Consider the following 25,905-nt stretch of genomic DNA (forward strand, 5'->3'; position numbering starts at 1 on the left):
TGGCAGTGTCACATGAGACAGCCGCAGACTAAAAAGGCGCCCTAGGGGCGCCTCTCCAGTCATCTGAGCTTAGCGCAGAAAATCAGTGATGATGGCCACCTTCGCCATGGACGTGACCATGGGCGATTTCTTCCTGGCTGGCATCACGGATGGCGACGATCTTGACCTGGAAGTTCAGGCGCTGACCGGCCAACGGGTGGTTGCCGTCTACGGTGACGTCGTCGCCGTCCAGATCGCGGATGGTCACGATCTGCATCTGGCCGTCCGGAGCGGAAGCGTGGAACTGCATGCCCACTTCCAGCTCATCGACGCCTTCGAACATGCTGCGGCTCAGGGTGCTGACCAGTTCGGCAGCGTATTCGCCGTAGGCATCTTCAGGTTCAACGGCTACGGTCAGCTCTTCGCCGACTGCCTTGCCTTCCAGAGCCTTTTCCAGGCCCGGGATGATGTTGCCTGCGCCTTGCAGGTAGACCAGCGGCGCGCCGCCGGCGGAGCTGTCGATGACCTCACCAGCGTCGTTGGTCAGGGTATAGTCGATGGAGACAGCCTTATTGGCGGCGATCAGCATGGGGCGAGACCTTTTGCAAAAGAATAATGAAAGACCCAGTTTAGCGAAGCAATCGCCCGAAAGCGAACACAACCCGGACAGACGGGACGTGACGATCACAGGCTTCCATCAGGACGAGGACGGCCATTGGGTGGCCGAGCTTTCCTGCGGCCATACCCAACACCTGCGCCACCAGCCACCCTGGCAATCCCGGGCCTGGGTCATGGATCCTGCACGGCGCCTTGAAAAAATAGGCCAACCCTTTGATTGCGGTTGGTGCGCACAAGGCATGGTTAGCGATAACCTTGGCGACTGAATTTCGGTAGATCGCCAGCCATAGGCGCTCACCATTGCGTTCCCTTAGAGAATCCGCATGCAAACTTTTTTTATCGCACCCACCGATTTTGGCGTGGGCCTGACCTCCATCAGCCTCGGGCTGGTGCGTACCCTTGAGCGCGCCGGCCTCAAGGTCGGCTTCTTCAAACCGATTGCCCAGCCGCATCCGGGTGACACGGGGCCCGAGCGCTCCACCGAACTGGTGGCCCGCACCCACGGCCTGAAACCGCCGCAGCCGCTGGGCCTGGCCCATGTCGAACGGATGCTCGGCGATGGTCAGCTGGACGAATTGCTCGAAGAGATCATCACCCTTTATCAGCAGGCCGCCATCGGCAAGGACGTGTTGATCGTCGAGGGCATGGTGCCGACCCGAAGCGCCAGCTATGCCGCGCGGGTCAATCTGCATCTGGCCAAGAGCCTCGACGCCGAAGTGATCCTGGTGTCGGCGCCGGAAAACGAAGTGCTGACCGAACTTTCCGGTCGTGTGGAATTGCAGGCGCAGTTGTTTGGCGGCCCGAAAGATCCGAAAGTCCTCGGCGTGATCCTCAACAAGGTCAAGACAGATGAAAGCATGGAGGCCTTTGCCGCGCGCCTGAAAGAACATTCGCCGCTGTTGCGCAGTGGCGATTTCCGCCTGCTGGGCTGCATTCCGTTCCGGCCGGAACTGAATGCCCCGCGCACTCGCGACGTGGCCGACCTGATGGGCGCCCAGGTGCTCAACGCCGGCGACTATGAAACCCGGCGCATGACCAACATCATCATTTGCGCACGCACCATGCGCAACACCGTGGAACTGCTCAAACCCGGCGTGCTGGTGGTGACCCCCGGCGATCGCGACGACATCATTCTCGCTGTGAGCCTCGCGGCCATGAACGGTGTGCCCCTGGCCGGCCTGCTGCTGACCAGCGACACCCTGCCCGACCCGCGCATCATGGACCTGTGCCGTGGCGCCTTGCAGGCCGGTCTGCCGGTGTTGTCGGTGAGCACCGGCTCCTACGACACCGCCAACCAGTTGAACGGCCTGAACAAGGAAATCCCGATCGACGACCGCGAGCGCGCAGAGATCATCACCGACTTCGTCGCCAGCCATCTGGACGCCAACTGGCTGCACCAGCGCTGTGGCACGCCACGGGAGATGCGCCTGTCACCGGCAGTGTTCCGCTACCAGTTGATCCAGCGCGCGCAGAACGCCAACAAGCGCATCGTCCTGCCAGAAGGCAGTGAGCCGTTGACCGTGCAAGCCGCGGCGATTTGCCAGGCCCGTGGCATTGCCCGCTGTGTATTGCTCGCCAAGCCGGCCGACGTCGAAGCGGTCGCTCGCGCCCAAGGCATCGAACTGCCACCGGGGCTGGAAATCCTCGATCCGGACCTGATCCGCGAGCGCTACGTCGAGCCGATGGTTGCACTGCGCAAAAGCAAAAGCCTCAACGCACCGATGGCCGAGCAGCAACTGGAAGACACCGTGGTGATCGGCACCATGATGCTGGCACTGGATGAAGTCGACGGCCTGGTGTCGGGCGTCATTCACTCCACCGCCAATACCATTCGCCCTGCCCTGCAGCTGATCAAGACGGCGCCGGGCTGCACCCTGGTGTCGTCGGTGTTCTTCATGCTGTTTCCCGAAGAAGTGCTGGTCTACGGCGACTGCGTGATGAACCCGCACCCGAGCGCCACTGAACTGGCGGAAATCGCCTTGCAAAGCGCCGACTCGGCGGCGGCATTCGGCATCACCCCACGGGTGGCGATGATCAGCTATTCCAGCGGTGAGTCGGCCAGCGGCGAAGAAGTCGAGAAGGTCCGCGAAGCGACATTGCTCGCCCATGAACAGCAACACTCGCTGCTGATCGACGGCCCGTTGCAGTACGACGCCGCCGCCAACGAAACCGTGGCCCGGCAGTTGGCGCCGAACAGCCAGGTGGCCGGTCGCGCGACGGTGTTCGTGTTCCCGGACCTCAACACCGGCAACACCACCCACAAAGCCGTGCAGCGCAGCGCTGATTGCGTCAGCCTCGGGCCGATGCTGCAAGGCTTGCGCAAACCGGTGAACGACTTGCCGCGCGGCGCGCAAGTCGATGACATCGTCTACACCATCGCGTTGACCGCGATCCAGGCTGCCAACCGACCTATGGATGTTTAAATGCTGGATTTTCTACCTGCACCCGTGCGCGGTGTGATCGCCGCGCTGCTGTTGGCGCTGAACACGATTTTGCTCTGCTCGTTTCTGTTTTGTGTGGCGCTGGTCAAAGTGTTGCCGTTTGCCCCCACCCAGCGCTTGGCGCGCTGGCTGATGAGTCATACCCATGAAGCCTGGATCAGTATCAACAAAGGCTGGATGAACCTGGTTTGCCGCACCCGCTGGCACCTCAGCGGCCTGCAAGGCCTCGACTATCAGCACTCCTACCTGATCACCAGCAACCACCAGAGCTGGGTCGACATTCTGGTGCTGCAGTACGTGCTCAATCGGCGTATCCAGCCGCTGAAGTTCTTCCTCAAGCAAGAGCTGATCTGGGTGCCGGTGATTGGACTGGCGTGGTGGGCGCTGGGCTTTCCGTTCATGAAACGCTACTCCAAGGCGTATCTGGAAAAGCACCCGGAAAAGAAAGGCAAGGACCTGGAAACCACTCGCAAGACCTGCGCGAAATTCCGTGATAACCCGGTCGGCATTTTCAATTTCGTTGAAGGCACGCGCTTTACCGAAGGCAAGCATGCCCAGCAGCAGTCATCGTTCAAGTATCTGCTCAAACCCAAGGCCGGTGGCATTGCGTTTGTGTTGGATGCGATGGGCGAGCAGCTTGAATCGATCGTCAACGTGACCATCCACTACCCGGCCGGTCGCCCGGGCTTCTGGGACTTGCTGTGCGGGAACGTGAAGGATGTGGTGGTGCATTTTGAAGAACTGAAGATTGCGCCGCAGTTCATCGGCAAGAACTACGACCAGGACGGTGAGTACCGCTTGCAGTTCCAGGGCTGGATCAATCAGTTGTGGCAGGACAAGGATGCGTTGTTGGGGCAGATGCATCGGGAGTATCCAGCTAAGTCCTGAGGCGCCTGTACCGACCTTATCGCTGGCAAGCCAGCTCCCACAGTATTGTTCAGTGAATACAAATGTTTTGTACGGCCGGGAAACCTGTGGGAGCTGGCTTGCCAGCGATAGCAATCTGAAGGACACAAAAAAAAACCGCCGATGATCACTCATCGGCGGTTTTTTCTTGCAGCTTGAAGCTTATAGCTTGTCGCTGCTTCTATCCTAGATCGCGCCGCGTTTACGCAACAGTTCCAGCACCTGCTTGACGCCCTCTTCCAGCGACACGGACTGGGTGTCGATCACCAGATCGGCATCCAGCGGCACGTCGTACGGGAAGGATTCGCCCGGGATGTTATCCCCGGCTGCCGCGTACAAACCTTGCGGGTCACGCTCGGCACAGACCGTCGGCGAAGCCTGGACGTAGACCGTCAGCAGACGCTCCTTGCCGATCAGCTCCCGAGCCTGCTCACGCCCTTCGGCACTCGGCGCAACGAACGCCGCCAGGGTCAGCAAACCGGCTTCGTTGAACTGACGCGCCACGTGCGCGGCACGACGCCAGTTCTCGGTACGCCCGGCGCGATCCTGTGGCAGACCTTTGTTCAGGTCGTGACGCAGGTTCTGGCCATCGAGCACAAACACTGCACGGCCCAGGTCGAACAACTTGCGCTCAACGGCGTAGGCAAGGGTGCTTTTGCCCGCGCCCGACAAGCCGCTGAACAACACGGTGGCCGGTTGCTGGCCGAAGCGCTGAGCGCGTTCTTCGGTGGCAACGTGAGCCAGTTTGCCGTGGTGCGTGCTGGTGCCATGCGCCACCGGTTGCGCGACGATCATGCCGGCGCCGACGGTGCCGTTGGTCAGGCGATCGATGATGATGAACGCGCCGGTGGTGCGGTTGCTGTCGTAACCGTCGAGGGCAATCGGCGCATCGAGCGCGATCTTGACCTTGCCGATTTCGTTCAGCTGCAACGCGCTGGCCGGGCCTTCTTCCAGGGTGTTCACGTCGACCTTGTTGACGATGCTGGCGATGGAGCCCGGCACGTAACTGGTGGCGCGCTTGATGTCGTATTTCTTGCCCGGCAGCATCGGCTCTTCAGCCATCCACACCAGCATCGCTTCGAAACTGTCGGTGACGGGCGGGACGTTGTCGGCATGGACCAGCAGGTCGCCACGGGAGATGTCGATTTCGTCTTCCATGGTCAGCGTTACTGCCTGACCCGGACCGGCATGTTCCAGTTCACCTTCAAAGGTGACGATGGATTTCACGCGGCTACTCTTGCCCGACGGCAGCACCACGACTTCGTCGCCCTTCTTGACGATGCCGCTGGCCAGGGTGCCGGCGAAACCACGGAAGTTCAGGTTCGGACGGTTGACGTATTGCACCGGGAAACGCAGGTCGGTGAAGTTGCGGTCTCCCGCCACTTCCACGGTCTCCAGAATTTCCATCAGCGACTGGCCGGTGTACCACGGCGAACGCTCGGACTTGTTCACCACGTTGTCACCCTTGAGGGCTGACATCGGCACGAAGTGCATGCTGGTCGGCTTCATCTTCAAGCCTTCGGCGAACTTCAGGTAGTCGGCCTTGATCGACTCGAACACGCCTTGGTCGAAGTCCTTGAGGTCCATCTTGTTGATGGCGACGACGATGTGCTTGATGCCCAGCAAGGAGGCGATGAAGCTGTGGCGACGGGTCTGGGTCTGCACGCCGTAACGGGCGTCGACCAGGATGATCGCCAGGTCACAGGTGGACGCACCGGTGGCCATGTTGCGGGTGTACTGCTCATGGCCGGGAGTGTCGGCGATGATGAATTTGCGCTTGGCGGTGGAGAAATAGCGGTAGGCGACATCGATGGTGATGCCTTGCTCACGCTCGGCCTGCAGGCCGTCGACCAGCAATGCCAGGTCGATGTCTTCGCCGGTGGTGCCGACTTTTTTCGAGTCGCGGGTGATCGCTTCCAGGTGATCTTCGTAGATCATCTTGGAGTCGTGCAGCAGACGCCCGATCAGGGTGCTCTTGCCGTCGTCGACGTTACCGCAGGTCAAAAAGCGCAGCAGCTCTTTACGTTCGTGCTGGCCCAGGTAGGCGAGGATGTCCTCGCTGATCAAATCAGATTGATGCGACATGACAGCCCCTTAGAAATAACCTTGACGTTTTTTGTCTTCCATCGAGCCTGCGCCATCGTGGTCGATGACACGGCCCTGGCGCTCGGAAGTTCGCGTCAGGAGCATTTCCTGAATGATGTCCGTGAGGCTTTCGGCCTCGGACTCCACCGCGCCCGTCAACGGGTAGCAGCCAAGGGTACGGAAACGCACTTTCTTTTTGACGATGCGGGCTTTGTCTTCATCGCTCAGGTGTTCGAGGATGCGCTCGTCGTCGATCATGATCAGCGTGCCGTTCTTCTCGATGACATCGCGTTCGGCGGCAAAATACAGCGGCACGATCGGGATGCCTTCAAGGTAGATGTACTGCCAGATGTCCAGCTCGGTCCAGTTCGACAGCGGGAAGACGCGGATAGACTCGCCCTTGTTGACCTTGCCGTTGTAGACGTTCCACAGCTCGGGACGCTGGTTTTTCGGGTCCCAGCGGTGCTTGCTGTCGCGGAACGAGTACACGCGCTCCTTGGCGCGGGACTTCTCTTCATCGCGACGGGCACCGCCGAAGGCCGCGTCGAAACCATGCTTGTCCAATGCCTGTTTCAGGCCTTCGGTCTTCATGATGTCGGTGTGCTTGGCACTGCCGTGGGTGAACGGGTTGATGCCCTGCGCAACGCCTTCCGGGTTGACGTGGGTGATCAGGTCCAGGCCCAGCTCGGCGACCATCTTGTCGCGGAAGCTGTACATCTCCTGGAATTTCCACTGGGTGTCGACGTGCATCACCGGAAACGGCAGCTTGCCGGGGAAGAATGCCTTGCGTGCCAGGTGCAGCATCACGGCGGAGTCTTTACCGATGGAGTACAGCATCACCGGGTTGTCGAACTCGGCGGCCACCTCGCGGATGATGTGGATGCTTTCCGCCTCCAGCTGTTTCAGATGCGTCAGTTTGTCGACCATGGCTACTCACGAAATCTTTCTTATGAACGGCCAGCGGGCCGTGTTCGAGCGGGGAATCCTAGCACAGCGACCGCTTCTAATCAGGGCACCGACTAGATCGAAAGGGTATATGAATATGCCTGCCCGTTTGGCCGCCCTGCCCCTGTGGGAGCGAGCCTGCTCGCGAAGACGGCGTGTCAGACACATCAATGGTGAATGCGATGCAGCCTTCGCGAGCCGGCTCGCTCCCACAGGGGATAGGGGGTGGATTCAAATCGGATTCGGGCAATCGATGAAGATGTGCTCAAGGGCAAACCGCCGCGCCAGGTAATCGCCCAGCGCCTGCACGCCATAGCGCTCGGTGGCATGGTGGCCGGCGGCGATGAAGCTGATGTCGTTTTCCCGGGCGCTGTGGAAGGTTTGTTCGGAGGCTTCGCCGCTGAGGTACAAATCGACACCCGCCAGGATCGCCTGATCGATGTAGCCCTGGCCGCCACCGGTGCACCAACCGACTCGGCGAATCATCGCGCTGCCTTCGACCAGCAATGGCTCGCGGCCCATGACCTCTTGCACGCGACGGGCGAAGTCCCGGGGCGTCATCGGGTCGTTCAACGAGCCGACCAGGCCGACGATTTTCAGATTGTCAGGATCGAGCGGGCCTTCGACAGTGATGTCGAGCTGACGCGCCAGTTGCACGTTGTTGCCGACATCCGGGTGCAGATCCAGCGGCAAGTGATAGGACAACAGGCTGATGTCGTGCTTGAGCAAGGTCTTCAGGCGACGTTGCTTCATGCCGGTGATACACGGATTTTCGCCCTTCCAGAAGTAGCCGTGATGCACCAGCACCAGATCGGCGCTGGCTTCAACCGCGGCATCGAGCAATGCCTGGCTGGCCGTGACGCCACTGACAATGCGCATCACTTGCGGCCGGCCCTCGACCTGCAGGCCGTTGGGGCAATAATCGGCAATCCTGGCGCTGTTCAGGTAACGGTCGGCTTCTTCGACGAGTGTGCTCAGGGCGACGGCCATAAAAGACTCCTAAATATCCCGTTCAGAGGCGCGCGCGGCCTCGTATAATGCGCGACATTATGGGCGGTCTCTAACCGCCTGCAACCTTTCAGGACGTGCTTAATGCTCAAGGCGCTGCGTTTTTCCGGCTGGCCGTTGTTGGCCGGCGTGCTTGTCGCTCTGTTAATCATCCAGCGTTACCCGCAGTGGGTCGGGCTTCCTAGCCTAGACGTCAACCTGCAACAAGCCCCGCAAACCACCAGCATGCAGCAGGGCCCGGTGTCCTATTCCGACGCAGTGACCACCGCCGCGCCGTCGGTGGTGAACCTGTACACCACCAAAGTCATCAACAAACCCAACCATCCACTGTTTGAAGATCCGCAGTTCCGCCGCTTCTTCGGTGACAACTCACCCAAGCAGAAACGCATGGAATCGAGCCTGGGCTCCGGCGTGATCATGAGCCCGGAAGGCTACATTCTGACCAACAACCACGTGACCAGCGGTGCCGACCAGATCGTGGTGGCCCTCAAGGACGGCCGTGAAACCCTGGCCCGGGTGATTGGCAGCGACCCGGAAACCGACCTCGCGGTGTTGAAGATCGACTTGAAGAATCTTCCTGCGATCACTGTCGGCCGCTCCGACAATATCCGCATCGGCGACGTGACGCTGGCCATCGGCAACCCCTTCGGCGTCGGCCAGACCGTGACCATGGGCATCATCAGCGCCACCGGGCGCAATCAGCTGGGCTTGAACAACTACGAAGACTTCATTCAGACCGACGCTGCCATCAACCCCGGCAACTCCGGCGGCGCGCTGGTGGACGCCAACGGCAACCTGACCGGCATCAACACCGCGATTTTCTCCAAGTCCGGCGGCTCCCAGGGCATCGGTTTCGCGATTCCGGTCAAACTGGCGATGGAGGTGATGAAGTCGATCATCGAACACGGACAGGTGATTCGCGGCTGGTTGGGCATTGAAGTGCAGCCATTGTCCCAGGAACTGGCGGAATCCTTTGGTCTGTCGGGACGTCCGGGTATCGTCGTCGCCGGGATTTTCCGCGACGGCCCGGCACAGAAGGCCGGTCTGCAATTGGGCGATGTGATCCTCTCCATCGATGGCGAACCGGCCGGCGATGGTCGCCGTTCGATGAACCAGGTCGCACGGATCAAGCCGACCGATAAGGTCACGGTGCTGGTGATGCGCAACGGCAAGGAACTCAAGCTCACGGCAGAAATCGGTCTGCGTCCACCACCCGCGCCGGTCAAGGAAAAAGAAGAGAACTGAACCTGGCCCGAGAATCTCGGGCTATTGGAAGACATTCTCATTAGACATGTTATATTGTTTCAATTACTGCAATTGGAACAACATAACATGTCGTCTCGAACAAAGGCTTCCCTCGTCGGATTCGCCTTCGGCCTGCTGGGAAATCCGCTCCTGGCCGAAGAATCCCGAACCCTCGAACTGGACGCCATCAGCGTCACTTCCGATTACGAATCCCCCACCGGGCCGGTCCATGGCTATCGCGCCACCCGCTCCTCCAGCGCGACCAAGACTGACACGGCCATCCGCGACATCCCGCAATCGATCAGCGTGATTCCTGCCAGCGTACTCAAAGACCTGGGCAGCACCAGCGTCGAACGTGCGCTGGATTTTGCCGGCGGTGTGTCGAAGCAGAACAACTTTGGCGGCCTGACGCTTTACGAATACAGCGTGCGCGGCTTCACCACGTCGGAGTTTTACAAGGACGGCTTCAGCGCCAACCGCGGCTATCCGAGCACGCCGGACGTGGCCAACATCGAACGCATCGAGGTCCTCAAAGGGCCGGCGGCCAGCCTCTATGGGCGGGGCGATCCTGGTGGCACGGTGAACATTGTCACCAAGAAGCCACAGGCCGACGCCTTCGCTACGCTGCAAACCAGCGCCGGCAGTTGGGATCGCTACCGAACCGCGCTGGACGTCAACACGCCGCTGGATGAAAACGGCAATGTGTTGTCACGGGTCAATCTGGCCGTCGAGGACAACCACAGCTTCCGCGATCACGTCGACAGCCAGCGAGTGTTCGTGGCGCCCTCTTTCAGTTGGCAACTGAATCCCGATACCAGCCTGTTGGTGGAAAGCGAATTCGTCCGGCACAGCTCTACCTTCGACCGCGGCATCGTCGCACCGAACAATACGTGGAGCGGCGTTTCCCGTTCGACCTTCCTCGGCGAACCCAACGACGGTGACATCGACAACCACAACAATCTGCTGCAGGCCGCGCTCGAACATCAGCTCAACGACACCTGGAAGCTGCGTCTGGCCAGTCACTACAAGGAAGGGAAGCTCTGGGGTTTCGCCTCCGAGTCGCGCCCGCTGAATGCTGACGGCCATACCGTCAACCGTCGCTACCGCGAGCGTGACAACAACTGGTACGACAGCATCACCCAGCTCGAACTGCGCGGCCTGTTCGACCTCGGTGACTGGCAGCACGAACTGCTGATCGGCAGTGAGTATGAGAACTATCGCAAGGACGAGCGGGTCACGACCATCGCTGGCAGCCCCTATGCCATCGACATCTACAACCCGATCTACGGCCAGCCGAAACCCAACGGCACACGTTCCGGCACGGACTTCTTCGAACACGTCGAAAGCCGAGCGCTGAACCTGCAGGATCAGATCATCTTCACCGACAAGCTGCGGGGCATGCTTGGCGCGCGCTTCGAACAGTTCGAGCAGCGCATCGACGACCACTCCCGCAGCGCCACCAGCCGCCAGCGTCACGATGCCCTGACCCAACGGGCCGGCCTGCTCTATCAGCTGACACCTGAAGTGGGCCTGTTCGCCAATGCTTCCACTTCGTTCAAACCCAATAACGGTCTGGACGCCGCCGGCAAATCCTTCGACCCGGAAGAAGGCGTCGGCTATGAAGTCGGCATCAAGAGCGAGCTGTTCGACCAGCGCTTGAGCAGCACCCTTGCCGCTTTCCATATCGAGAAGGAAAACGTCCTTGCCCTTGATCCGGGTACCGACACCAGCCGCGCCATGGGCAAGGCGCGCAGCCGGGGTTTCGATTGGCAAGTCGCCGGGCAAGTCACCGATGCGGTACGGGTGATCGGCGCCTTCGCCTACATCGACGCTGAAGTCACCCAGGGCGACAAAGTCATTCCCACGGGCAGCCGAATTCTCGGCGTGGCCAAGCGCAGCGGCAGCCTGTTGGGCGTTTACGAATTTCAGGACGGCCACTTACGCGGTTCGGACGTCGGCGCAGCCTTCACTTATGTCGGCGACCGCTCGGGCGAAGCCGGTAGCGACTTCGAGCTGCCGGCCTACCACACCGTCGACCTGCTCGCCCATTACAAGGCCAGCGAAAACGTCACGGTGGGGCTGAACCTGAACAATGTTTTCGACGAGAAATACTTCGAGCGCTCGTACAGCAACTACTGGGTCAACCCCGGTGAGCCGCGCAATTTCACCGTCAGCCTGACACTCACTCTGTAAAAGGACGTCCCCATGCACCCTCTCAAACCCCTGGCGCTACTCGGCTTGCTGTTCGCCACTCAGGTCTCGGCCCATGGTCTTTGGACCGAACAACGCCGCGGTAACATCGAAGTGATCTACGGCCATGGCGCCGAGGACAATGCGTTCAAGGCCCAGAAAATCAGCGGCGCCTGGGCCTACGACGGCAATGGAAAAATGATTCCGGTCACGGTGCAGCGCCTGGCCGATCACGCACGCCTGCAACCGCTGAAACCACCCGCCGTCATCGCGGTGGCGCTGAACAACGGCATGTGGTCGCAAACCGCTGACAAAAAATGGATCAACGAGGGACGCAGCAAAGTGCCCGGCGCCATCGAATCCACGGAAACATTCAAGTACAGCCTGGCGATCTTTCAGCCGGGGGCAAAGCTGCCGAAACTTGATCAGATCAAGTTGCTGATCCAGCCGGAGGTCGATCCGCTGACCGTTGGACCGGGCAACTCGCTGCCGGTCCGGGTGCTACTGGATGGCAAACCGGCGGCAGGCGTGAAGCTGGTTGGCGACTATCGGAACGCGCCGAACACCCTGACCACCGAAACCGACAAGGACGGTCGGGCGCAGGTGCTGGTACGTAATGAAGGGTTGAATGTGATTTCGGCGCAGGTCGAAGTGCCGGTGAAGGACAGCGCAGATGTGAATAGCCGAGGGTTGTTCAGTTCGCTGACGTTCCTGGGCGAGCCGCATCACGAGTAAAAGCCATTACAAAAAAACTGTGGGAGCGAGCCTGCTCGCGAAAGCGGTTTAACCGTCAACGATGATGTTGAAGGTTATGGCCTCTTCGCGAGCAGGCTCGCTCCCACAGGTCCTGTACTGGATTAAAGCTCGCCGAGGCCGTCGATCAGCGCCTGATTCTGCTCCGGCGTACCAATCGAGATCCGCAGGAACTGGGCAATCCGCTGCTGCTTGAAGTGCCGCACGATCACGCCCTGCTCGCGCAGCTTCGCCGCCAATCCCGCTGCATCATGCTGCGGGTGCCGGGCAAAAATGAAGTTCGCCGCCGACGGCAGCACTTCAAAGCCCTTGGCCTGTAATTGCGCGACCACCCATTCACGGTGCTCGATCACCAGGCGACAGGTCTTGTCGAAATACTCGCGGTCCTCGAAAGCCGCTGCCGCGCCGACATTCGCCATGCGATCCAATGGATAGGAGTTGAAGCTGTTCTTGATCCGCTCCAGCGCCTCGATCAGGTCCGGATGCCCCACCGCCAGGCCGACACGCAGACCGGCCAGAGAACGGGACTTGGACAAGGTCTGTGTCACCAGCAGGTTTGGATAACGGTCGACCAGACTGATCGCCGTTTCCCCGCCGAAGTCGATGTAAGCCTCGTCCACCACGACCACCGAGTCCGGGCTGGCCTTGAGGATCTGTTCGACAGCGTCCAGCGCCAGGAGGCAACCGGTCGGTGCGTTCGGGTTGGGGAAGATGATCCCGCCGTTCGGTTTGGCGTAGTCCGCCGGGTTGATCTGGAATTGCTCATCCAGCGGCACCGCGTCGAACTGGATACCGTACAAACCGCAGTAAACCGGATAGAAGCTGTAGCTGATGTCCGGGAACAACAGCGGCTGATCGTGCTGCAGCAAGCCGTGGAAGATGTGCGCCAGCACTTCGTCGGAACCGTTGCCGAGGAACACCTGATTGGTCTGCACGCCGTAGTACCTGGCAACTGCGTTTTTCAGCACGTCACTGTTCGGGTCCGGGTACAGACGCAGGTTGTCATTCAGTTCGGTTTGCATCGCCGCCAACGCTTTCGGCGATGGACCGTACGGGTTTTCGTTGGTGTTGAGCTTCACCAGTTTCGCCAGTTTCGGCTGCTCGCCCGGTACGTAAGGCACCAGATTCTTGACGAACGGGCTCCAGAATTTACTCATGCTCAGTTCCCCTGCTTGTCGTCAATGATGCGGTACTCGGCGCTACGCGCATGAGCACTCAGCGATTCGCCACGGGCCAGCACCGAGGCGGTCTTGCCCAGCTCGGAAGCGCCGGATTCGGAGCAGAAGATGATCGACGAACGCTTTTGGAAATCGTACACACCCAGCGGCGACGAGAACCGCGCCGTACCGGAAGTCGGCAATACGTGGTTGGGACCTGCGCAGTAGTCGCCCAGGGCTTCGGAGGTGTGGCGGCCCATGAAGATCGCGCCGGCGTGGCGGATCTGCGGCAACCAGGCCTGCGGATCGGCAACCGACAACTCAAGGTGCTCTGGCGCAATGCGGTTGGCCACTTCCATGGCCTGTTCCATGTCACGCACCTGAATCAGCGCACCACGGCCATTGATCGAGGTTTCGATGATCGCGGCGCGCTCCATGGTCGGCAGCAGTTTGGCAATGCTGGCGGCGACCTGGTCGAGGAATGCGGCATCCGGGCTGACCAGAATCGCCTGGGCGTCTTCGTCGTGTTCGGCCTGGGAGAACAGGTCCATGGCGATCCAGTCCGGATCGGTCTTGCCGTCGCATACCACGAGGATCTCCGACGGGCCTGCAATCATGTCGATACCGACCTGGCCAAACACATGACGCTTGGCGGTGGCGACATAGATATTGCCCGGCCCCACCACCTTGTCGACCTTCGGCACGCTTTCGGTACCGTAGGCCAATGCGGCGACCGCTTGCGCGCCACCGATGGTGAACACGCGGTCCACACCGGCGATGCAGGCAGCGGCCAGCACCAGTTCGTTGATTTCACCGCGCGGGGTCGGCACCACCATGACCACTTCGGTCACTCCGGCAACCTTGGCCGGAATCGCGTTCATCAGTACCGACGACGGGTACGACGCCTTGCCGCCCGGAACGTACAAGCCGGCGCGGTCCAGCGGCGTGACCTTCTGGCCCAGCACGGTGCCGTCGGCTTCGGTGTAGCTCCAGGAGTCCTGTTTCTGCTTTTCGTGATAGCTGCGCACGCGGGCCGCGGCTTTCTCCAGGGCCTCGCGCTGCTCCACGGTAATGCGCGTAAGCGCCAGTTCCAGGCGTTCGCGCGGCAGAATCAGGTCGGCCATGGTTTTCACGTCCAGGCCATCGAACTGGCGGGTGAAATCCACCAGCGCCGCATCGCCACGCTCGCGCACGGCTTTGATGATGTCCAGCACGCGCTGATTGACCGAGTCGTCAGACACACTTTCCCAGCTCAGCAGATGATCCAGATGATGTGCGAAATCCGGGTCAGCAGCATTGAGTCGGCGAATTGCAGTCGGTGCGGTCATAGCGAGAGCCTCATAGAATTGGCAAAAACTCAGGCGCCCTAACTTAGCAGTCGTTTCCGCTTGGGCACCTGAGAATTCTGGCTATGAGGCGGATAGACGGGCGCGCCTTGCGGGCGCGCAGGTGAATCAGCCGCGGTGTCGAGACTCCACTGCTTTGCGCAGGGTGTCGATCAACGCCTGGATACGGGCGTGCTGCATTTTCATCGAAGCTTTATTGACGATCAGCCGGGAGCTGATGGCGGCAATGAAATCCTGTGGCTCCAGGCCGTTGGCCCGCAGCGTGTTGCCGGTGTCGACGACGTCGATGATCTTGTCGGCCAGACCGATCAGCGGTGCCAGTTCCATCGAGCCGTACAGCTTGATGATGTCGACCTGACGACCCTGTTCGGCGTAGTAGCGCTTGGCAACGTTGACGAACTTGGTGGCGATACGCAGGCGGCCCTTGGGTTCGATTGCGCCGACCTTGCCGGCGGTCATCAGTTTGCACTGGGCAATCTGCAGATCCAGCGGCTCGTACAGACCCTGGCCACCGTATTCCATCAGCACGTCTTTACCGGCGACGCCCAGGTCGGCGGCACCATGCTCGACATACGTCGGCACGTCGGTGGCACGCACGATCAGCAGGCGTACATCTTCCTGGGTCGTGGGGATGATCAGCTTGCGGCTCTTGTCCGGATTCTCGGTCGGCACGATGCCCGCTTCAGCCAGAAGCGGCAGGGTGTCGTCAAGGATGCGGCCCTTGGACAGTGCGATGGTCAACATGGGAAACGTCAGTCCTTATCAGGCTACTGATGCCCGGTCGCAAATGGCGCCGGACACACATCGAGGCTGTTGCCAGCCTCGACTTGAAACAAAACCGGCGGGCACATCCGTATGCCCATGAAACAGAAACTAGCCCGGAACGCGACGGATCTTGGCGCCCAGCATCTGCAGTTTCTCTTCGATGCACTCGTAACCACGGTCGATGTGGTAGATGCGGTCGATCAGGGTGTCGCCTTCGGCGATGAGCGCCGAGATCACCAGGCTGGCCGAGGCACGCAGGTCGGTGGCCATGACTGGCGCGCCCTTGAGCTTTTCGGTGCCGGTGACGATGGCGGTGTTGCCTTCGACCTGGATCTTGGCGCCCATGCGGTGCAGTTCGTAAACGTGCATGAAGCGGTTTTCGAAGATCGTCTCGATCACAGCGCCGGTGCCTTCGGCAATGGCGTTGAGGGAGATGAACTGCGCCTGCATGTCGGTCGGGAACGCCGGGTACGGAGCGGTTCGCACGTTGACGGCTTTAGGCCGCTTGCCGTGCATGTTCAGTTCGATCCAGTCGTCACCGCAGGTGATTTCTGCGCCCGACTCACGAAGTTTTTCCAGAACGGCTTCGAGGATGGTCGGATCGGTGTCCTTGACCTTCACACGACCGCCGGTCACGGCAGCGGCAACCAGGTAGGTGCCGGTTTCGATACGGTCAGGCATCACTTTGTAAGTGGTGGTGTGCAGACGCTCGACGCCATCGATGGTGATGGTGTCGGTGCCCGCGCCGGAAACCTTGGCGCCCATGGCGTTCAGGAAGTTCGCCAGGTCGACCACTTCAGGTTCGCGCGCGGCGTTTGCCAGTACGCTGCGACCCTTGGCCAGCGCAGCAGCCATCATGATGTTTTCGGTACCGGTCACACTGACGGTGTCGAAGAAGAAGTGCGCACCGCGCAGGCCGCCTTCAGGGGCCTTGGCCTTGATGTAGCCGCCTTCGACGTCGATGATCGCGCCCATGGCTTCCAGGCCGCGGATGTGCAGGTCAACCGGACGCGAACCGATGGCGCAACCGCCAGGCAACGCCACTTCGGCTTCACCGAAACGGGCAACCATCGGGCCCAGTACCAGGATCGACGCACGCATGGTTTTAACCAGTTCGTACGGAGCGATCAGGGTCTTGATGGTGCGTGGGTCGATTTCGACGGCCAGTTTCTCGTCGATCACCGGCTCGATCCCCATGCGACCGAACAGTTCGATCATGGTGGTGATGTCGTGCAGGTGCGGCAGGTTGGCAACGGTCACCGGACCATCGCACAGCAGGGTGGCAGCCAGGATCGGCAGGGCAGAGTTCTTTGCCCCGGAGATGCGGATTTCGCCGTCAAGACGAGCACCGCCAGTAATAATCAATTTATCCATAAGAATCTCGACGCCCTTGGGCTCAGGTGCGCTCGGCCCAGGCCGCGCTGCTGAAAAATTTCATAGTGACCGCATGGATGCTGCCATCGGTGATCCATGGGTTCAAATGGGCATAGATCTGCTGCTGACGCTTGACCGGGCTCAACGCCGCCAGTTCATCGCTAATCACGTTCAGCTGGAAATTGCAGCCTTCGCCTTCAACTTCCACCTTTGTATTAGGCAGCTTTCCTTCAAGGAAGCTCTTCACTTCTACGGCCTGCATGCTCAACCTCAATCGGCGCCCTGTGCGCGCGGGTCGGACATCATACAAAAAAGCCCCTCGCCTGCGAACCCCGCGAAGCAGGACTCTGACGGGGGGCTTCTTTATCGATGCGGGTTAGGAATGCGCCAACAGCTCGGTCAGTTCACTGACCTGAGCGATTTCGCGCATGTCTTCTGGCATCGCGCGGATGCTCAGCGACTTGCCGGTCGCCTGAGCATCGCGCATGAAACACAGCAACAAGGATAGACCGACGCTGCTGGACTTGGTCACCGCTGAACAATCGACCACCAGTGCCGCGGCCTTGCTCGCCTTGATCAACGCCTGCCCCTGCTCTCGCAAGCCTGGACCGGTGCGGTAATCCAGCACGCCGCTGAGCCGCAGCTCGCCGGCTTCGTCCATCTGGACTGCCGACTCACTCATTGGGTTTGTTTCTCGGTGGATTGTTCAGCGGTTTCCTTGGCCTTGGCGACTTCCCCGGCCCATCCGTTGATGGTCTTGTCCAGGTCATTGCCATTGCGCTGCATCGCATCGGCGAACTGATCGCGGAACAGCTTGCCGATGTTGATGCCATTGATGATGACGTTACGCAGCTTCCACTCGCCACCGACCTTTTCCAGGGTGTAGGACACCGGATAGACCGCGCCATTGCTGCCTTTGACGGTCATGCCGACGCTGGTGCGCTCGCCCGACTCGTCCTTGGCAGGATCAACGGTGATGCCCTGGTTGTTGTATTCGAGCAAGGCATTGCCATAGAACTGAAACAGACCCTTTTTGAAGTTTTCTTCAAAGGTCTTCATTTGCTCAGGCGTGGCCTTGCGCGAGTATTTGACGGTCATGATGCTCTTGGAAATACCCTCGGCATCCACGACAGGCCCGACAATGCTGTTGAGCGCCGCATAAAAATCCTGCGGATCCTGCTTGTACTTTTCCCTGTTGGCTGCCAGATCGGCCAGCAAACGGTTGGTGGTGTCCTGTACCAGTTCGTGCGCGGAAGGCGCCGCCACGGCGTTAGCCATCAACGGCAAGGCCGCGAGTAATACCAACAGGCCACGTCGCAAGGTAGAGATCATTTAAACATTCCTCATTTGGCGTCTTTGCTAACGGTATTGAGAAGGAACTTGCCGATCAGGTCCTCGAGTACCAGCGACGACTGGGTATCGTGGATGGTCCCGCCATCCTTGAGCAGGGCTTCTTCCCCGCCCACGCTGATACCAATGTACTTCTCGCCCAGCAGGCCAGCGGTCAGGATAGATGCAGTGGAGTCGGCAGGCAGGTTATCTACGCGCTTTTCCAGTTGCATGGTCACTCGACCGGTGAAGCTGTCGCGGTCCAGATCGATTGCCGTGACCTTGCCGATGGTCACACCGGCCATGGTCACTTTAGCTCTGACAGTCAAACCGGCGATATTGTCGAAATACGCATAAAGTTTATAGGTTTCGGTGCTCGGGCTCGGGGACAGGCCGCTGACCCGCAGCGCCAGCAACAGCAAAGCCAGGATGCCAGCCAGCAAGAAAAGGCCGACACCGATTTCCAGGGTGCGGTTTTGCATCAGAAATCTCCAAACATCAAGGCGGTCAAAATAAAGTCCAGGCCGAGGATTGCCAGAGAGGCATACACCACGGTCTTGGTAGTGGCACGACTGATCCCCTCGGAAGTGGGTTCGCAGTCATAGCCTTGGAATACGGCAATCCAGGTCACGACGAAGGCAAACACCATGCTTTTGATGATGCCGTTGAGCACATCGTCAGCAAAGGTCACGCTGTTTTGCATGTTCGACCAGTAGGAGCCTTCATAAACGCCCAGCCAGTCGACGGCCACCCACGAACCGCCCCAGATGCCCACCACGCTGAAAATCATCGCCAGCACCGGCAGGGAAATGAAGCCGGCCCACAGGCGTGGGGCAATGATGTACTTGAGCGGGTCGACCCCGATCATTTCCAGGCTGGATAATTGTTCGGTGGACTTCATGTTGCCGATCTCGGCGGTCAGCGCCGAACCGGCACGCCCGGCAAACAGCAAGGCCGTCACCACCGGACCCAATTCGCGCAACAGGGTCAGCGCAACCATCTGCCCTACCGCCTGCTCCGAACCGTAGCTGGACAGGATATTGAAGCCCTGCAGCGCCAGCACCATACCGATGAAAATCCCGGAGACCACGATGATCACCAGCGACATCACGCCGACGGAATGAAGCTGCTTGACCAGCAGGCCGAAACCACCGCCGATGCCGCCACGGCCGAGCAATGCGTGAAACAGGAACAGGGTCGAGCGACCGAACACCGCAACGGTGTCGATTCCGGCCAGACCGAACCGACGTACGCGTTCTATTAATGAAATTCTGCGCATCAGCGGCGCTTCCCCAGGAGATCTGCGCGGTAATCCGGCGCTGGAAAGTGGTACGGAACCGGGCCATCGGGTTCGCCAGTCATGAACTGACGGATGCGCGGGTCGTCCGATTTCATCAGTTCATCAGGCGTGCCCTGCCCCAACACCTGCCCATCGCCCACCACATAGATGTAATCGGCAATGCTCGCGGTCTCGGCCAGGTCGTGGGAAACCACGATACTGGTGATCCCCAGCGCATCGTTGAGCAGGCGGATCAGGCGCACCAGCACCCCCATGGCGATAGGGTCCTGGCCGACGAAGGGCTCGTCATACATGAGAATCTGCGGATCAAGCGCAATCGCCCGCGCCAGCGCGACACGACGCTTCATGCCGCCGGACAGTTCGTCGGGCATCAGCTCGATGGCGCCACGCAAGCCAACGGCCTGCAATTTGAGCAGGACGATATCGCGGATCATCTCTTCCGGCAGCTGGGTATGAACGCGCAGCGGAAAGGCCACGTTCTCGAACACATCGAGATCGGTAAACAGCGCACCACTCTGAAACAGCACGCCCATGTGCTTGCGGGCATCGAACAGATCGCTGCGCGAGAGCTTCGGCAGGTTCTGACCGTTGACCCAGACTTCGCCCTTGGTAGGTCGCAACTGCGCGCCCATCAACCGCAACAGCGTAGTCTTGCCACACCCGGAAGGCCCCATGATGCCGGTGACCTTGCCGCGGGGAATACGGATATCGACGTTATTGAAAATGCTGCGCGCACCGCGCTTGAAGGTCAGTCCCTTCAGCTCGACCGCGTAGGCGTTATCGGCACTCATCTAAACTCCTTGCGATGCAGCCTCTCACTCGGACGCCTGGCTTCCTGACGAAAGCACATACTCCCGGGCGGGCCGAACTGGCGGCGAACTATATCACTGCAAGCGCCATGCGCCCAAGGTCATTGCCGGACCAAGTTCAGCAATATGACCAGCCAAAAGCTTCATTTAGAGGGATTAAGTAACAAGGAATGACAATGCGCGACGAACTTGCGTGAGGGTTTTGATCATAACCGCTATAATCGCCGCCTTTTCATCAGGCTAAACGATTTCCGACATGAGCCAATCCAGCGACCTGATTCAATCCGCCCAACGTACCATCCGCCTCGAAGTGGAAGCCGTACAAGGCTTGCTGCCGCACATCGACGCAGATTTCGTACGCGCTTGCGAAATGATTCTGGCCAGCAAAGGCCGCGTAGTCGTGGTCGGCATGGGCAAGTCCGGGCATATCGGCAGCAAGATCGCTGCAACCCTGGCCAGCACCGGCACCACGGCATTTTTCGTCCACCCGGCGGAAGCCAGCCACGGTGACATGGGCATGATCACCCGCGACGACATCATCCTCGCGCTGTCGAACTCCGGCTCCACCAATGAAATCATCACCCTGCTGCCACTGATAAAGCGCTTGGGCATCCAGCTGATCAGCGTGACAGGCAATCCCGATTCGCCGTTGGCCAAGGCCGCCGAGGTCAACCTCAATGTGCATGTCGAACATGAGGCCTGCCCGCTGAACCTGGCGCCCACCTCTTCGACCACCGCCGCGCTGGTCATGGGCGATGCCCTGGCCGTGGCCCTGCTGGAAGCCCGTGGGTTTACTGCCGAAGACTTCGCCTTTTCCCATCCCGGCGGTGCATTGGGCCGACGCCTGCTGCTGAAAGTGGAAAATGTCATGCACGCCGGGCAAGAGCTGCCACAGGTCCAGCGCGGCACCCTGCTCAAGGATGCGCTGATGGAAATGACCCGCAAGGGACTGGGCATGACCGTAATCCTTGAAGCCGACGGCAAATTGGCCGGGATCTTCACTGACGGTGATTTGCGCCGCACCCTGGATCGCACAATCGATATCCACAGCGTCACCATCGATCAGGTCATGACCGCCCACGGCAAGACCGCCCGCGCCGAAATGCTCGCCGCCGAGGCCCTGAAAATCATGGAAGACCATAAAATCAACGCGCTGGTGGTGGTCGATGGCGAAGACCGCCCGGTCGGTGCCTTGAACATGCACGACTTGCTGCGTGCGGGAGTAATGTAATGAGCACGGACCTGCTGAAGCGCGGCCAACAGATCAAACTGGCGGTATTCGATGTCGACGGCGTTCTCACCGACGGACGCCTGTACTTCCTCGAAGACGGCAGCGAATTCAAGACGTTCAACACCCTCGACGGCCAGGGCATCAAGATGCTGATGGCCGCCGGCGTGCAGACTGCCATCATCAGCGGCCGCAAGACCCCGGTGGTCGAGCGGCGAGCGAAGAACCTCGGCATTCCACACCTGTACCAGGGACGCGAAGACAAACTGGTGGTGCTTGACGAGCTTCTTGGCCAACTCAACCTAAGCTATGAACAGGTTGCCTACCTTGGTGACGACCTGCCTGATCTGCCGGTGATTCGTCGCGTAGGCTTGGGAATGGCAGTCGCCAATGCCGCCAGTTTCGTGCGCGAACACGCCCACGGCATCACCCAGGCCCGCGGCGGCGAAGGTGCCGCCCGCGAATTCTGCGAATTGATCCTGCGCGCCCAGGGCCGCCTCGATGCGGCCAATGCCGCGTACCTGTGAGCCAGACATGCTGAGCAAAAAGATTCGCAACATCCTGGTATTCGGTTGCATCGCGGCGATTTTCGCCGCGGTCGGCTACTGGAACATCAGCCCGGAACGTTTCCTCGACAAGCCTGTTGTGCAAGTCGACAACAGCGCAATCGACTATTACGCCATCAACGCCCACAGCGTGCAGTTCCTGCCGGACGGCAAACTGCAATACGAAATGACGTCGGACAAGGTCGAACACCTCAAAGCCACCGAAGTGACCTTGCTGACCAATCCCGACCTGAACATGTTCCGCGGCACCGAGTTCCCGTGGCACGTCCAGAGCGAAAAGGGTGAAGTCAATCCCGACGGCACACAGGTCGAGCTGATCGATTCGGTACGTATCACGCGTTTCGACGAGAAAAACCGCAGGACCCTGATCACCACCACTCGCATGACAGTGTTCCCGCAGAAGCAATATGCGCAGACCGAGCAACCCGTTAGAATCGACGGCGCTGGCGGCGTATCGACAGGCAACGGAATGAAAGCGTACTTGAAAGAAAGCAGGATACACCTGCTCTCGAACGTAAGAGGACAGTATGAGGCTCGTTAAAACCCTCCCTATTTTGCTCAGTCTGAGCGCAGCACTGGGAAGCGTGAGCGCCTGGGCCCTGCCGGATGATCAACAGCAGCCTATCCGCATTCAGGCCGACGACGCCCAGCTGGACGACAAGAACGGTATCGCCACCTACACGGGCGATGTGATCATCACCCAAGGCTCGATGAAGGTCACCGGCAACAAAGTGACCATGACCCGTGCACCTAACGGTGATATCGATGTGGTGACGTCCGTGGGCAACCTCGCCTACTTCGAACAAGTGCAAACCGCGGGCGATGCCAAGCCGGTTCAAGGCTGGGGCGTGACCATCCAGTATCACGCAACGCAAAACCGCGTCGTGCTGATCGATCGCGCCAAAGTCGTCGACAAGGACAACAACGTCACCCAGGGCGAAAAAATCGTCTACGACACCGTTAAAAAGCTGGCCAGCGCCGGTCGCGCCACAGGCAGCAAAGTCACCGAAGCGCGCCCACGCATCGACATGGTGATCCAGCCGAAAAAGAAAACCGACGAGCAAAAGGCCCAGTAATGGCAACTCTGAAAGCTCAGCACCTGGCCAAGAGCTACAAGAGCCGCCAGGTCGTGCGTGACGTCAGCCTGTCCATCGACAGCGGTCAGATCGTCGGCCTGCTTGGCCCCAACGGCGCCGGCAAGACCACCTGCTTCTACATGATCGTTGGCCTGGTACGGGCCGATCAGGGCCGCGTCCTGATCGACGACCTGGACGTCAGCCACCAGCCAATGCACGGTCGTGCGAAGGCCGGTATCGGTTATCTGCCGCAAGAAGCGTCGATCTTCCGCAAACTGTCGGTGGCCGACAACATCATGGCCATCCTCGAGACCCGCAAGGAACTCGACAAGGCCGATCGTCGCCAGGAGCTGGAAAGCCTGCTGCAGGAGTTCCACATCAGCCACATCCGCGACAACCTCGGCATGAGCCTGTCCGGTGGCGAACGCCGCCGCGTGGAAATCGCCCGCGCACTGGCCACCAACCCGAAATTCATCCTGCTCGACGAACCCTTCGCCGGCGTGGACCCGATTTCGGTGGGCGACATCAAACAGATCATCCACCACCTCAAGGCCAAGGGCATTGGCGTACTGATCACTGACCACAACGTCCGTGAAACCCTGGATATCTGCGAAACAGCCTACATCGTCAACGATGGCCAACTGATCGCCGAAGGCGACTCCGACACCATCCTGGCCAACGACCTGGTCAAGGAAGTGTACCTGGGCCATGAGTTCCGCCTGTAAGCACTGAAGTGCTGGCTAGTCGACCGAGCGCTTGTCTCGATAAAAATCAATACTTTTTTATTGTTACAGCGCTCTAGGCAAACACCGCAACTTCGGGCATATAATTTGCTTATGTTTGGCGCTCCGGCGCCCCTGTAGTGGATGGCGCATGTGCGCCGGCGAATAAGGTGTTAAGCCCCTGCCATGAAACCATCGCTAGTCTTGAGAATGGGCCAGCAGCTGACGATGACACCGCAGCTGCAACAGGCCATCCGCCTGCTCCAATTGTCGACCCTGGACCTGCAGCAGGAAATCCAGGAGGCCCTGGAGTCCAATCCGATGCTCGAGCGCCAGGAAGAAGGCGACGACTTCGACAACACCGACCCCTTGGCCGACAACGCCGAACAGAAGCCCAACACCGACATCCAGGAACCTTCCTACCAGGAAAGCGCGCCGACGGTTGATAACCTCGACGAAGGTGACTGGAACGAACGCATTCCCAACGAACTTCCCGTCGATACGGCATGGGAAGACGTCTACCAGACCAGCGCCAGCAGTCTTCCCAGCAACGATGACGACGAGTGGGACTTCACCACCCGCACATCAGCCGGCGAAAGCCTGCAAAGCCACCTGCTCTGGCAATTGAACCTGGCCCCGATGTCCGACACCGACCGGCTGATTGCCGTGACCCTGATCGACTGCATCAACAATCAGGGCTATCTGGACGAAACGCTCGAGGAAATCCTCGAAGCCTTCGATCCGGAACTGGACATCGAACTGGACGAAATCGAAGCCGTCCTGCACCGCATCCAGCAATTCGAACCCGCCGGCATCGGCGCCCGTAACCTGGGTGAATGCCTGCTGCTGCAATTGCGCCAGCTGCCTGCCAAAACACCCTGGCTGGCCGAGGCCAAACGCCTGGTCACCGATTACATCGACTTGCTCGGCAGCCGTGACTACAGCCAGCTGATGCGCCGCATGAAGCTCAAGGAAGACGAACTGCGCCAGGTCATCGAACTGGTCCAGAGCCTCAATCCGCGCCCTGGCTCGCAGATCGAGTCCACCGAAGCCGAATATGTGGTCCCGGACGTGATCGTGCGCAAGGACAACGAGCGCTGGCTGGTAGAGCTCAACCAGGAGTCGGTGCCACGGCTGCGGGTCAATGCCCAGTACGCCGGCTTCGTGCGCCGCGCCGATACCAGTGCCGACAACACCTTCATGCGCAATCAGCTGCAGGAAGCCCGCTGGTTCATCAAGAGCCTGCAAAGCCGCAACGAAACCCTGATGAAAGTAGCCACCCAGATCGTCGAGCATCAGCGCGGCTTCCTGGAGTATGGCGACGAGGCGATGAAGCCGTTGGTCCTGCATGACATCGCTGAAGCGGTCGGCATGCACGAGTCGACGATCTCACGGGTGACCACGCAGAAATTCATGCATACCCCCCGGGGCATCTATGAATTGAAATACTTTTTCTCCAGTCACGTCAGCACCTCCGAAGGCGGCGAATGCTCGTCCACGGCGATCCGCGCGATCATCAAAAAACTGGTTGCCGCGGAAAATCAGAAAAAGCCGTTGAGTGACAGCAAGATCGCTGGTTTACTGGAGGCACAAGGCATTCAGGTGGCTCGCCGCACCGTCGCCAAGTACCGCGAATCCCTCGGGATCGCGCCTTCGAGCGAACGCAAGCGGTTGATGTAGAGCCACGCCACAGCGTTCCAGTGGCAGATCATCTGATCTGCCGCTTTATGCACTGGCAACGAAGGAGAAGCTGTATGCAAGTCAACATCAGTGGACACCAACTGGAAGTGACCGAACCTCTTCGCACCTACATCGGCGAAAAACTCGAACGATTGGAGCGACATTTCGACAAGATCACCAACGTGCAGGTCACGATGACGGTCGAAAAGCTGAAGCAGAAAATCGAAGCCACGCTGCATATTCCCGGCAATGAAGTGGTCGCCAACGCGGAACATACCGATATGTACGCGGCGATCGACGCCTTGACCGACAAGCTGGATAAACAACTCAAAAAGCATAAGGAAAAGACCCAGAGCCTCCTCCAGGGCGCTACCGGTCGTTAA

27 protein-coding genes are annotated in these 25,905 nt (G+C 59.8%); 13 read left to right on the forward strand and 14 right to left on the reverse strand.

All coding sequences use genetic code 11. The features are described from left to right. Positions 1-82: 82 nt before the first annotated feature. Positions 83-568 (reverse strand): peptidylprolyl isomerase, encoded by a 486-nt coding sequence (locus CKW21_RS10400; RefSeq protein ID WP_095193885.1) that lies wholly within the window; start codon positions 566-568, stop codon positions 83-85. On the opposite strand from CKW21_RS10400, the gene CKW21_RS10405 reads away from it, so the two are divergent. From CKW21_RS10405 to CKW21_RS10415, 3 genes are read left to right on the forward strand one after another with little or no spacing between them, the layout of a single operon-like run. Then, complete coding sequence (locus CKW21_RS10405; protein WP_095194069.1) at positions 537-863, forward strand: DUF3565 domain-containing protein; 327 nt, start codon at positions 537-539, stop codon at positions 861-863. The two genes, CKW21_RS10400 and CKW21_RS10405, sit on opposite strands and share 32 nt — an antisense overlap. A gap of 57 nt (positions 864-920) precedes the next feature. Further along, positions 921-3,020, forward strand: coding sequence for a phosphate acetyltransferase (pta, locus tag CKW21_RS10410; protein WP_095193886.1), 2,100 nt, complete (start codon positions 921-923; stop codon positions 3,018-3,020). Next, positions 3,021-3,926, forward strand: a complete 906-nt coding sequence (locus CKW21_RS10415; protein ID WP_095193887.1) for an acyltransferase — start codon at positions 3,021-3,023, stop codon at positions 3,924-3,926. A gap of 204 nt (positions 3,927-4,130) precedes the next feature. Here CKW21_RS10415 and cysN read toward each other — a convergent pair whose 3' ends face one another. From cysN to CKW21_RS10435, 3 genes are all read right to left on the reverse strand, one after another. Continuing rightward, positions 4,131-6,029, reverse strand: a complete 1,899-nt coding sequence (gene cysN, locus CKW21_RS10420; protein ID WP_095193888.1) for a sulfate adenylyltransferase subunit CysN — start codon at positions 6,027-6,029, stop codon at positions 4,131-4,133. A gap of 9 nt (positions 6,030-6,038) precedes the next feature. Next, on the reverse strand, positions 6,039-6,956 hold the full coding sequence (cysD, locus tag CKW21_RS10425) for a sulfate adenylyltransferase subunit CysD (RefSeq protein WP_095193889.1): 918 nt from the start codon (positions 6,954-6,956) through the stop codon (positions 6,039-6,041). Positions 6,957-7,205: 249 nt separating this feature from the next. Then, positions 7,206-7,964 (reverse strand): Nif3-like dinuclear metal center hexameric protein, encoded by a 759-nt coding sequence (locus tag CKW21_RS10435; protein ID WP_095193891.1) that lies wholly within the window; start codon positions 7,962-7,964, stop codon positions 7,206-7,208. A gap of 102 nt (positions 7,965-8,066) precedes the next feature. Here CKW21_RS10435 and algW point away from each other — a divergent pair, with 102 nt between their 5' ends. The 3 genes from algW (at position 8,067) to CKW21_RS10450 (ending at position 12,152) form a co-directional block, all read left to right on the forward strand. Continuing rightward, on the forward strand, positions 8,067-9,227 hold the full coding sequence (gene algW / locus CKW21_RS10440; RefSeq protein WP_095193892.1) for a Do family serine endopeptidase AlgW: 1,161 nt from the start codon (positions 8,067-8,069) through the stop codon (positions 9,225-9,227). 87 nt (positions 9,228-9,314) lie between these two features. Beyond that, complete coding sequence (locus CKW21_RS10445) at positions 9,315-11,420, forward strand: TonB-dependent siderophore receptor (RefSeq protein WP_095193893.1); 2,106 nt, start codon at positions 9,315-9,317, stop codon at positions 11,418-11,420. Positions 11,421-11,432: 12 nt separating this feature from the next. Continuing rightward, the gene (locus CKW21_RS10450; RefSeq protein ID WP_095193894.1) at positions 11,433-12,152 is read left to right on the forward strand and encodes a DUF4198 domain-containing protein; all 720 of its coding nucleotides are present in this window, start codon (positions 11,433-11,435) and stop codon (positions 12,150-12,152) included. 122 nt (positions 12,153-12,274) lie between these two features. On the opposite strand, the gene hisC is transcribed toward CKW21_RS10450, so the two are convergent. The 10 genes from hisC to CKW21_RS10500 all read right to left on the reverse strand — a co-directional run bounded on the left by hisC (position 12,275) and on the right by CKW21_RS10500 (position 20,232). Further along, the gene (hisC, locus tag CKW21_RS10455; protein WP_095193895.1) at positions 12,275-13,327 is read right to left on the reverse strand and encodes a histidinol-phosphate transaminase; all 1,053 of its coding nucleotides are present in this window, start codon (positions 13,325-13,327) and stop codon (positions 12,275-12,277) included. A gap of 2 nt (positions 13,328-13,329) precedes the next feature. After that, the gene (gene hisD / locus CKW21_RS10460) at positions 13,330-14,655 is read right to left on the reverse strand and encodes a histidinol dehydrogenase (protein WP_095193896.1); all 1,326 of its coding nucleotides are present in this window, start codon (positions 14,653-14,655) and stop codon (positions 13,330-13,332) included. A gap of 126 nt (positions 14,656-14,781) precedes the next feature. Beyond that, positions 14,782-15,417, reverse strand: a complete 636-nt coding sequence (gene hisG, locus CKW21_RS10465; RefSeq protein ID WP_095193897.1) for an ATP phosphoribosyltransferase — start codon at positions 15,415-15,417, stop codon at positions 14,782-14,784. A gap of 129 nt (positions 15,418-15,546) precedes the next feature. After that, positions 15,547-16,812, reverse strand: a complete 1,266-nt coding sequence (gene murA, locus CKW21_RS10470; RefSeq protein WP_095193898.1) for a UDP-N-acetylglucosamine 1-carboxyvinyltransferase — start codon at positions 16,810-16,812, stop codon at positions 15,547-15,549. 22 nt (positions 16,813-16,834) lie between these two features. Beyond that, a complete protein-coding gene (locus CKW21_RS10475) occupies positions 16,835-17,074 on the reverse strand; it encodes a BolA family protein (protein WP_095193899.1) in 240 nt (79 codons plus the stop codon). 114 nt (positions 17,075-17,188) lie between these two features. Further along, complete coding sequence (locus CKW21_RS10480; protein WP_095193900.1) at positions 17,189-17,494, reverse strand: lipid asymmetry maintenance protein MlaB; 306 nt, start codon at positions 17,492-17,494, stop codon at positions 17,189-17,191. Continuing rightward, entirely contained in the window at positions 17,491-18,144 is a 654-nt protein-coding gene (locus tag CKW21_RS10485) for a phospholipid-binding protein MlaC (protein WP_095193901.1), read from the reverse strand. The genes CKW21_RS10480 and CKW21_RS10485 overlap by 4 nt, the downstream gene beginning before the upstream one ends. 11 nt (positions 18,145-18,155) lie before the next feature. Then, on the reverse strand, positions 18,156-18,623 hold the full coding sequence (gene mlaD / locus CKW21_RS10490; protein WP_008054374.1) for an outer membrane lipid asymmetry maintenance protein MlaD: 468 nt from the start codon (positions 18,621-18,623) through the stop codon (positions 18,156-18,158). Beyond that, on the reverse strand, positions 18,623-19,420 hold the full coding sequence (mlaE, locus tag CKW21_RS10495) for a lipid asymmetry maintenance ABC transporter permease subunit MlaE (protein WP_095193902.1): 798 nt from the start codon (positions 19,418-19,420) through the stop codon (positions 18,623-18,625). The genes mlaD and mlaE overlap by 1 nt, the downstream gene beginning before the upstream one ends. Then, entirely contained in the window at positions 19,420-20,232 is an 813-nt protein-coding gene (locus CKW21_RS10500; protein ID WP_095193903.1) for an ATP-binding cassette domain-containing protein, read from the reverse strand. The genes mlaE and CKW21_RS10500 overlap by 1 nt, the downstream gene beginning before the upstream one ends. 274 nt (positions 20,233-20,506) lie before the next feature. Between CKW21_RS10500 and CKW21_RS10505 the strand changes: the two genes are divergently transcribed. The 7 genes from CKW21_RS10505 to hpf all read left to right on the forward strand — a co-directional run bounded on the left by CKW21_RS10505 (position 20,507) and on the right by hpf (position 25,905). Beyond that, positions 20,507-21,481 carry a KpsF/GutQ family sugar-phosphate isomerase gene (locus CKW21_RS10505; protein WP_095193904.1) on the forward strand — a complete coding sequence of 325 codons (975 nt, stop codon included), beginning with the start codon at positions 20,507-20,509 and terminating at the stop codon, positions 21,479-21,481. Further along, the gene (locus CKW21_RS10510) at positions 21,481-22,005 is read left to right on the forward strand and encodes an HAD family hydrolase (protein ID WP_095193905.1); all 525 of its coding nucleotides are present in this window, start codon (positions 21,481-21,483) and stop codon (positions 22,003-22,005) included. The genes CKW21_RS10505 and CKW21_RS10510 overlap by 1 nt, the downstream gene beginning before the upstream one ends. Before the next feature lie 7 nt (positions 22,006-22,012). Then, positions 22,013-22,585, forward strand: coding sequence for an LPS export ABC transporter periplasmic protein LptC (lptC, locus tag CKW21_RS10515; protein ID WP_095193906.1), 573 nt, complete (start codon positions 22,013-22,015; stop codon positions 22,583-22,585). Then, positions 22,572-23,120, forward strand: coding sequence for a lipopolysaccharide transport periplasmic protein LptA (gene lptA, locus CKW21_RS10520; RefSeq protein WP_095193907.1), 549 nt, complete (start codon positions 22,572-22,574; stop codon positions 23,118-23,120). The genes lptC and lptA overlap by 14 nt, the downstream gene beginning before the upstream one ends. Then, a complete protein-coding gene (lptB, locus tag CKW21_RS10525) occupies positions 23,120-23,845 on the forward strand; it encodes an LPS export ABC transporter ATP-binding protein (RefSeq protein ID WP_095193908.1) in 726 nt (241 codons plus the stop codon). The genes lptA and lptB overlap by 1 nt, the downstream gene beginning before the upstream one ends. 183 nt (positions 23,846-24,028) lie before the next feature. Beyond that, positions 24,029-25,522, forward strand: coding sequence for an RNA polymerase factor sigma-54 (locus tag CKW21_RS10530; protein WP_032829337.1), 1,494 nt, complete (start codon positions 24,029-24,031; stop codon positions 25,520-25,522). Between the two features lie 74 nt (positions 25,523-25,596). Next, entirely contained in the window at positions 25,597-25,905 is a 309-nt protein-coding gene (gene hpf, locus CKW21_RS10535) for a ribosome hibernation-promoting factor, HPF/YfiA family (RefSeq protein ID WP_007941242.1), read from the forward strand.

The organism is Pseudomonas sp. Irchel 3A7, from assembly GCF_900187565.1.
GTDB lineage: Bacteria > Pseudomonadota > Gammaproteobacteria > Pseudomonadales > Pseudomonadaceae > Aquipseudomonas.

What these genes read in the sequence shown, in the direction of transcription:
- cysD (WP_095193889.1), bottom strand. Translation starts at nt 6,956, where the DNA reads ATGGTCGACAAACTGACGCATCTGAAACAGCTGGAGGCGGAAAGCATC.
- cysN (WP_095193888.1), bottom strand. Translation starts at nt 6,029, where the DNA reads ATGTCGCATCAATCTGATTTGATCAGCGAGGACATCCTCGCCTACCTG.
- CKW21_RS10475 (WP_095193899.1), bottom strand. Translation starts at nt 17,074, where the DNA reads ATGCAGGCCGTAGAAGTGAAGAGCTTCCTTGAAGGAAAGCTGCCTAAT.
- lptA (WP_095193907.1), top strand. Translation starts at nt 22,572, where the DNA reads ATGAGGCTCGTTAAAACCCTCCCTATTTTGCTCAGTCTGAGCGCAGCA.
- CKW21_RS10415 (WP_095193887.1), top strand. Translation starts at nt 3,021, where the DNA reads ATGCTGGATTTTCTACCTGCACCCGTGCGCGGTGTGATCGCCGCGCTG.
- murA (WP_095193898.1), bottom strand. Translation starts at nt 16,812, where the DNA reads ATGGATAAATTGATTATTACTGGCGGTGCTCGTCTTGACGGCGAAATC.
- hisC (WP_095193895.1), bottom strand. Translation starts at nt 13,327, where the DNA reads ATGAGTAAATTCTGGAGCCCGTTCGTCAAGAATCTGGTGCCTTACGTA.
- hisG (WP_095193897.1), bottom strand. Translation starts at nt 15,417, where the DNA reads ATGTTGACCATCGCACTGTCCAAGGGCCGCATCCTTGACGACACCCTG.
- pta (WP_095193886.1), top strand. Translation starts at nt 921, where the DNA reads ATGCAAACTTTTTTTATCGCACCCACCGATTTTGGCGTGGGCCTGACC.
- CKW21_RS10400 (WP_095193885.1), bottom strand. Translation starts at nt 568, where the DNA reads ATGCTGATCGCCGCCAATAAGGCTGTCTCCATCGACTATACCCTGACC.
- CKW21_RS10405 (WP_095194069.1), top strand. Translation starts at nt 537, where the DNA reads ATGGAGACAGCCTTATTGGCGGCGATCAGCATGGGGCGAGACCTTTTG.
- CKW21_RS10500 (WP_095193903.1), bottom strand. Translation starts at nt 20,232, where the DNA reads ATGAGTGCCGATAACGCCTACGCGGTCGAGCTGAAGGGACTGACCTTC.
- lptC (WP_095193906.1), top strand. Translation starts at nt 22,013, where the DNA reads ATGCTGAGCAAAAAGATTCGCAACATCCTGGTATTCGGTTGCATCGCG.
- mlaD (WP_008054374.1), bottom strand. Translation starts at nt 18,623, where the DNA reads ATGCAAAACCGCACCCTGGAAATCGGTGTCGGCCTTTTCTTGCTGGCT.
- CKW21_RS10435 (WP_095193891.1), bottom strand. Translation starts at nt 7,964, where the DNA reads ATGGCCGTCGCCCTGAGCACACTCGTCGAAGAAGCCGACCGTTACCTG.
- CKW21_RS10505 (WP_095193904.1), top strand. Translation starts at nt 20,507, where the DNA reads ATGAGCCAATCCAGCGACCTGATTCAATCCGCCCAACGTACCATCCGC.
- CKW21_RS10510 (WP_095193905.1), top strand. Translation starts at nt 21,481, where the DNA reads ATGAGCACGGACCTGCTGAAGCGCGGCCAACAGATCAAACTGGCGGTA.
- CKW21_RS10450 (WP_095193894.1), top strand. Translation starts at nt 11,433, where the DNA reads ATGCACCCTCTCAAACCCCTGGCGCTACTCGGCTTGCTGTTCGCCACT.
- CKW21_RS10445 (WP_095193893.1), top strand. Translation starts at nt 9,315, where the DNA reads ATGTCGTCTCGAACAAAGGCTTCCCTCGTCGGATTCGCCTTCGGCCTG.
- hisD (WP_095193896.1), bottom strand. Translation starts at nt 14,655, where the DNA reads ATGACCGCACCGACTGCAATTCGCCGACTCAATGCTGCTGACCCGGAT.
- algW (WP_095193892.1), top strand. Translation starts at nt 8,067, where the DNA reads ATGCTCAAGGCGCTGCGTTTTTCCGGCTGGCCGTTGTTGGCCGGCGTG.
- CKW21_RS10480 (WP_095193900.1), bottom strand. Translation starts at nt 17,494, where the DNA reads ATGAGTGAGTCGGCAGTCCAGATGGACGAAGCCGGCGAGCTGCGGCTC.
- lptB (WP_095193908.1), top strand. Translation starts at nt 23,120, where the DNA reads ATGGCAACTCTGAAAGCTCAGCACCTGGCCAAGAGCTACAAGAGCCGC.
- CKW21_RS10530 (WP_032829337.1), top strand. Translation starts at nt 24,029, where the DNA reads ATGAAACCATCGCTAGTCTTGAGAATGGGCCAGCAGCTGACGATGACA.
- mlaE (WP_095193902.1), bottom strand. Translation starts at nt 19,420, where the DNA reads ATGCGCAGAATTTCATTAATAGAACGCGTACGTCGGTTCGGTCTGGCC.
- CKW21_RS10485 (WP_095193901.1), bottom strand. Translation starts at nt 18,144, where the DNA reads ATGATCTCTACCTTGCGACGTGGCCTGTTGGTATTACTCGCGGCCTTG.
- hpf (WP_007941242.1), top strand. Translation starts at nt 25,597, where the DNA reads ATGCAAGTCAACATCAGTGGACACCAACTGGAAGTGACCGAACCTCTT.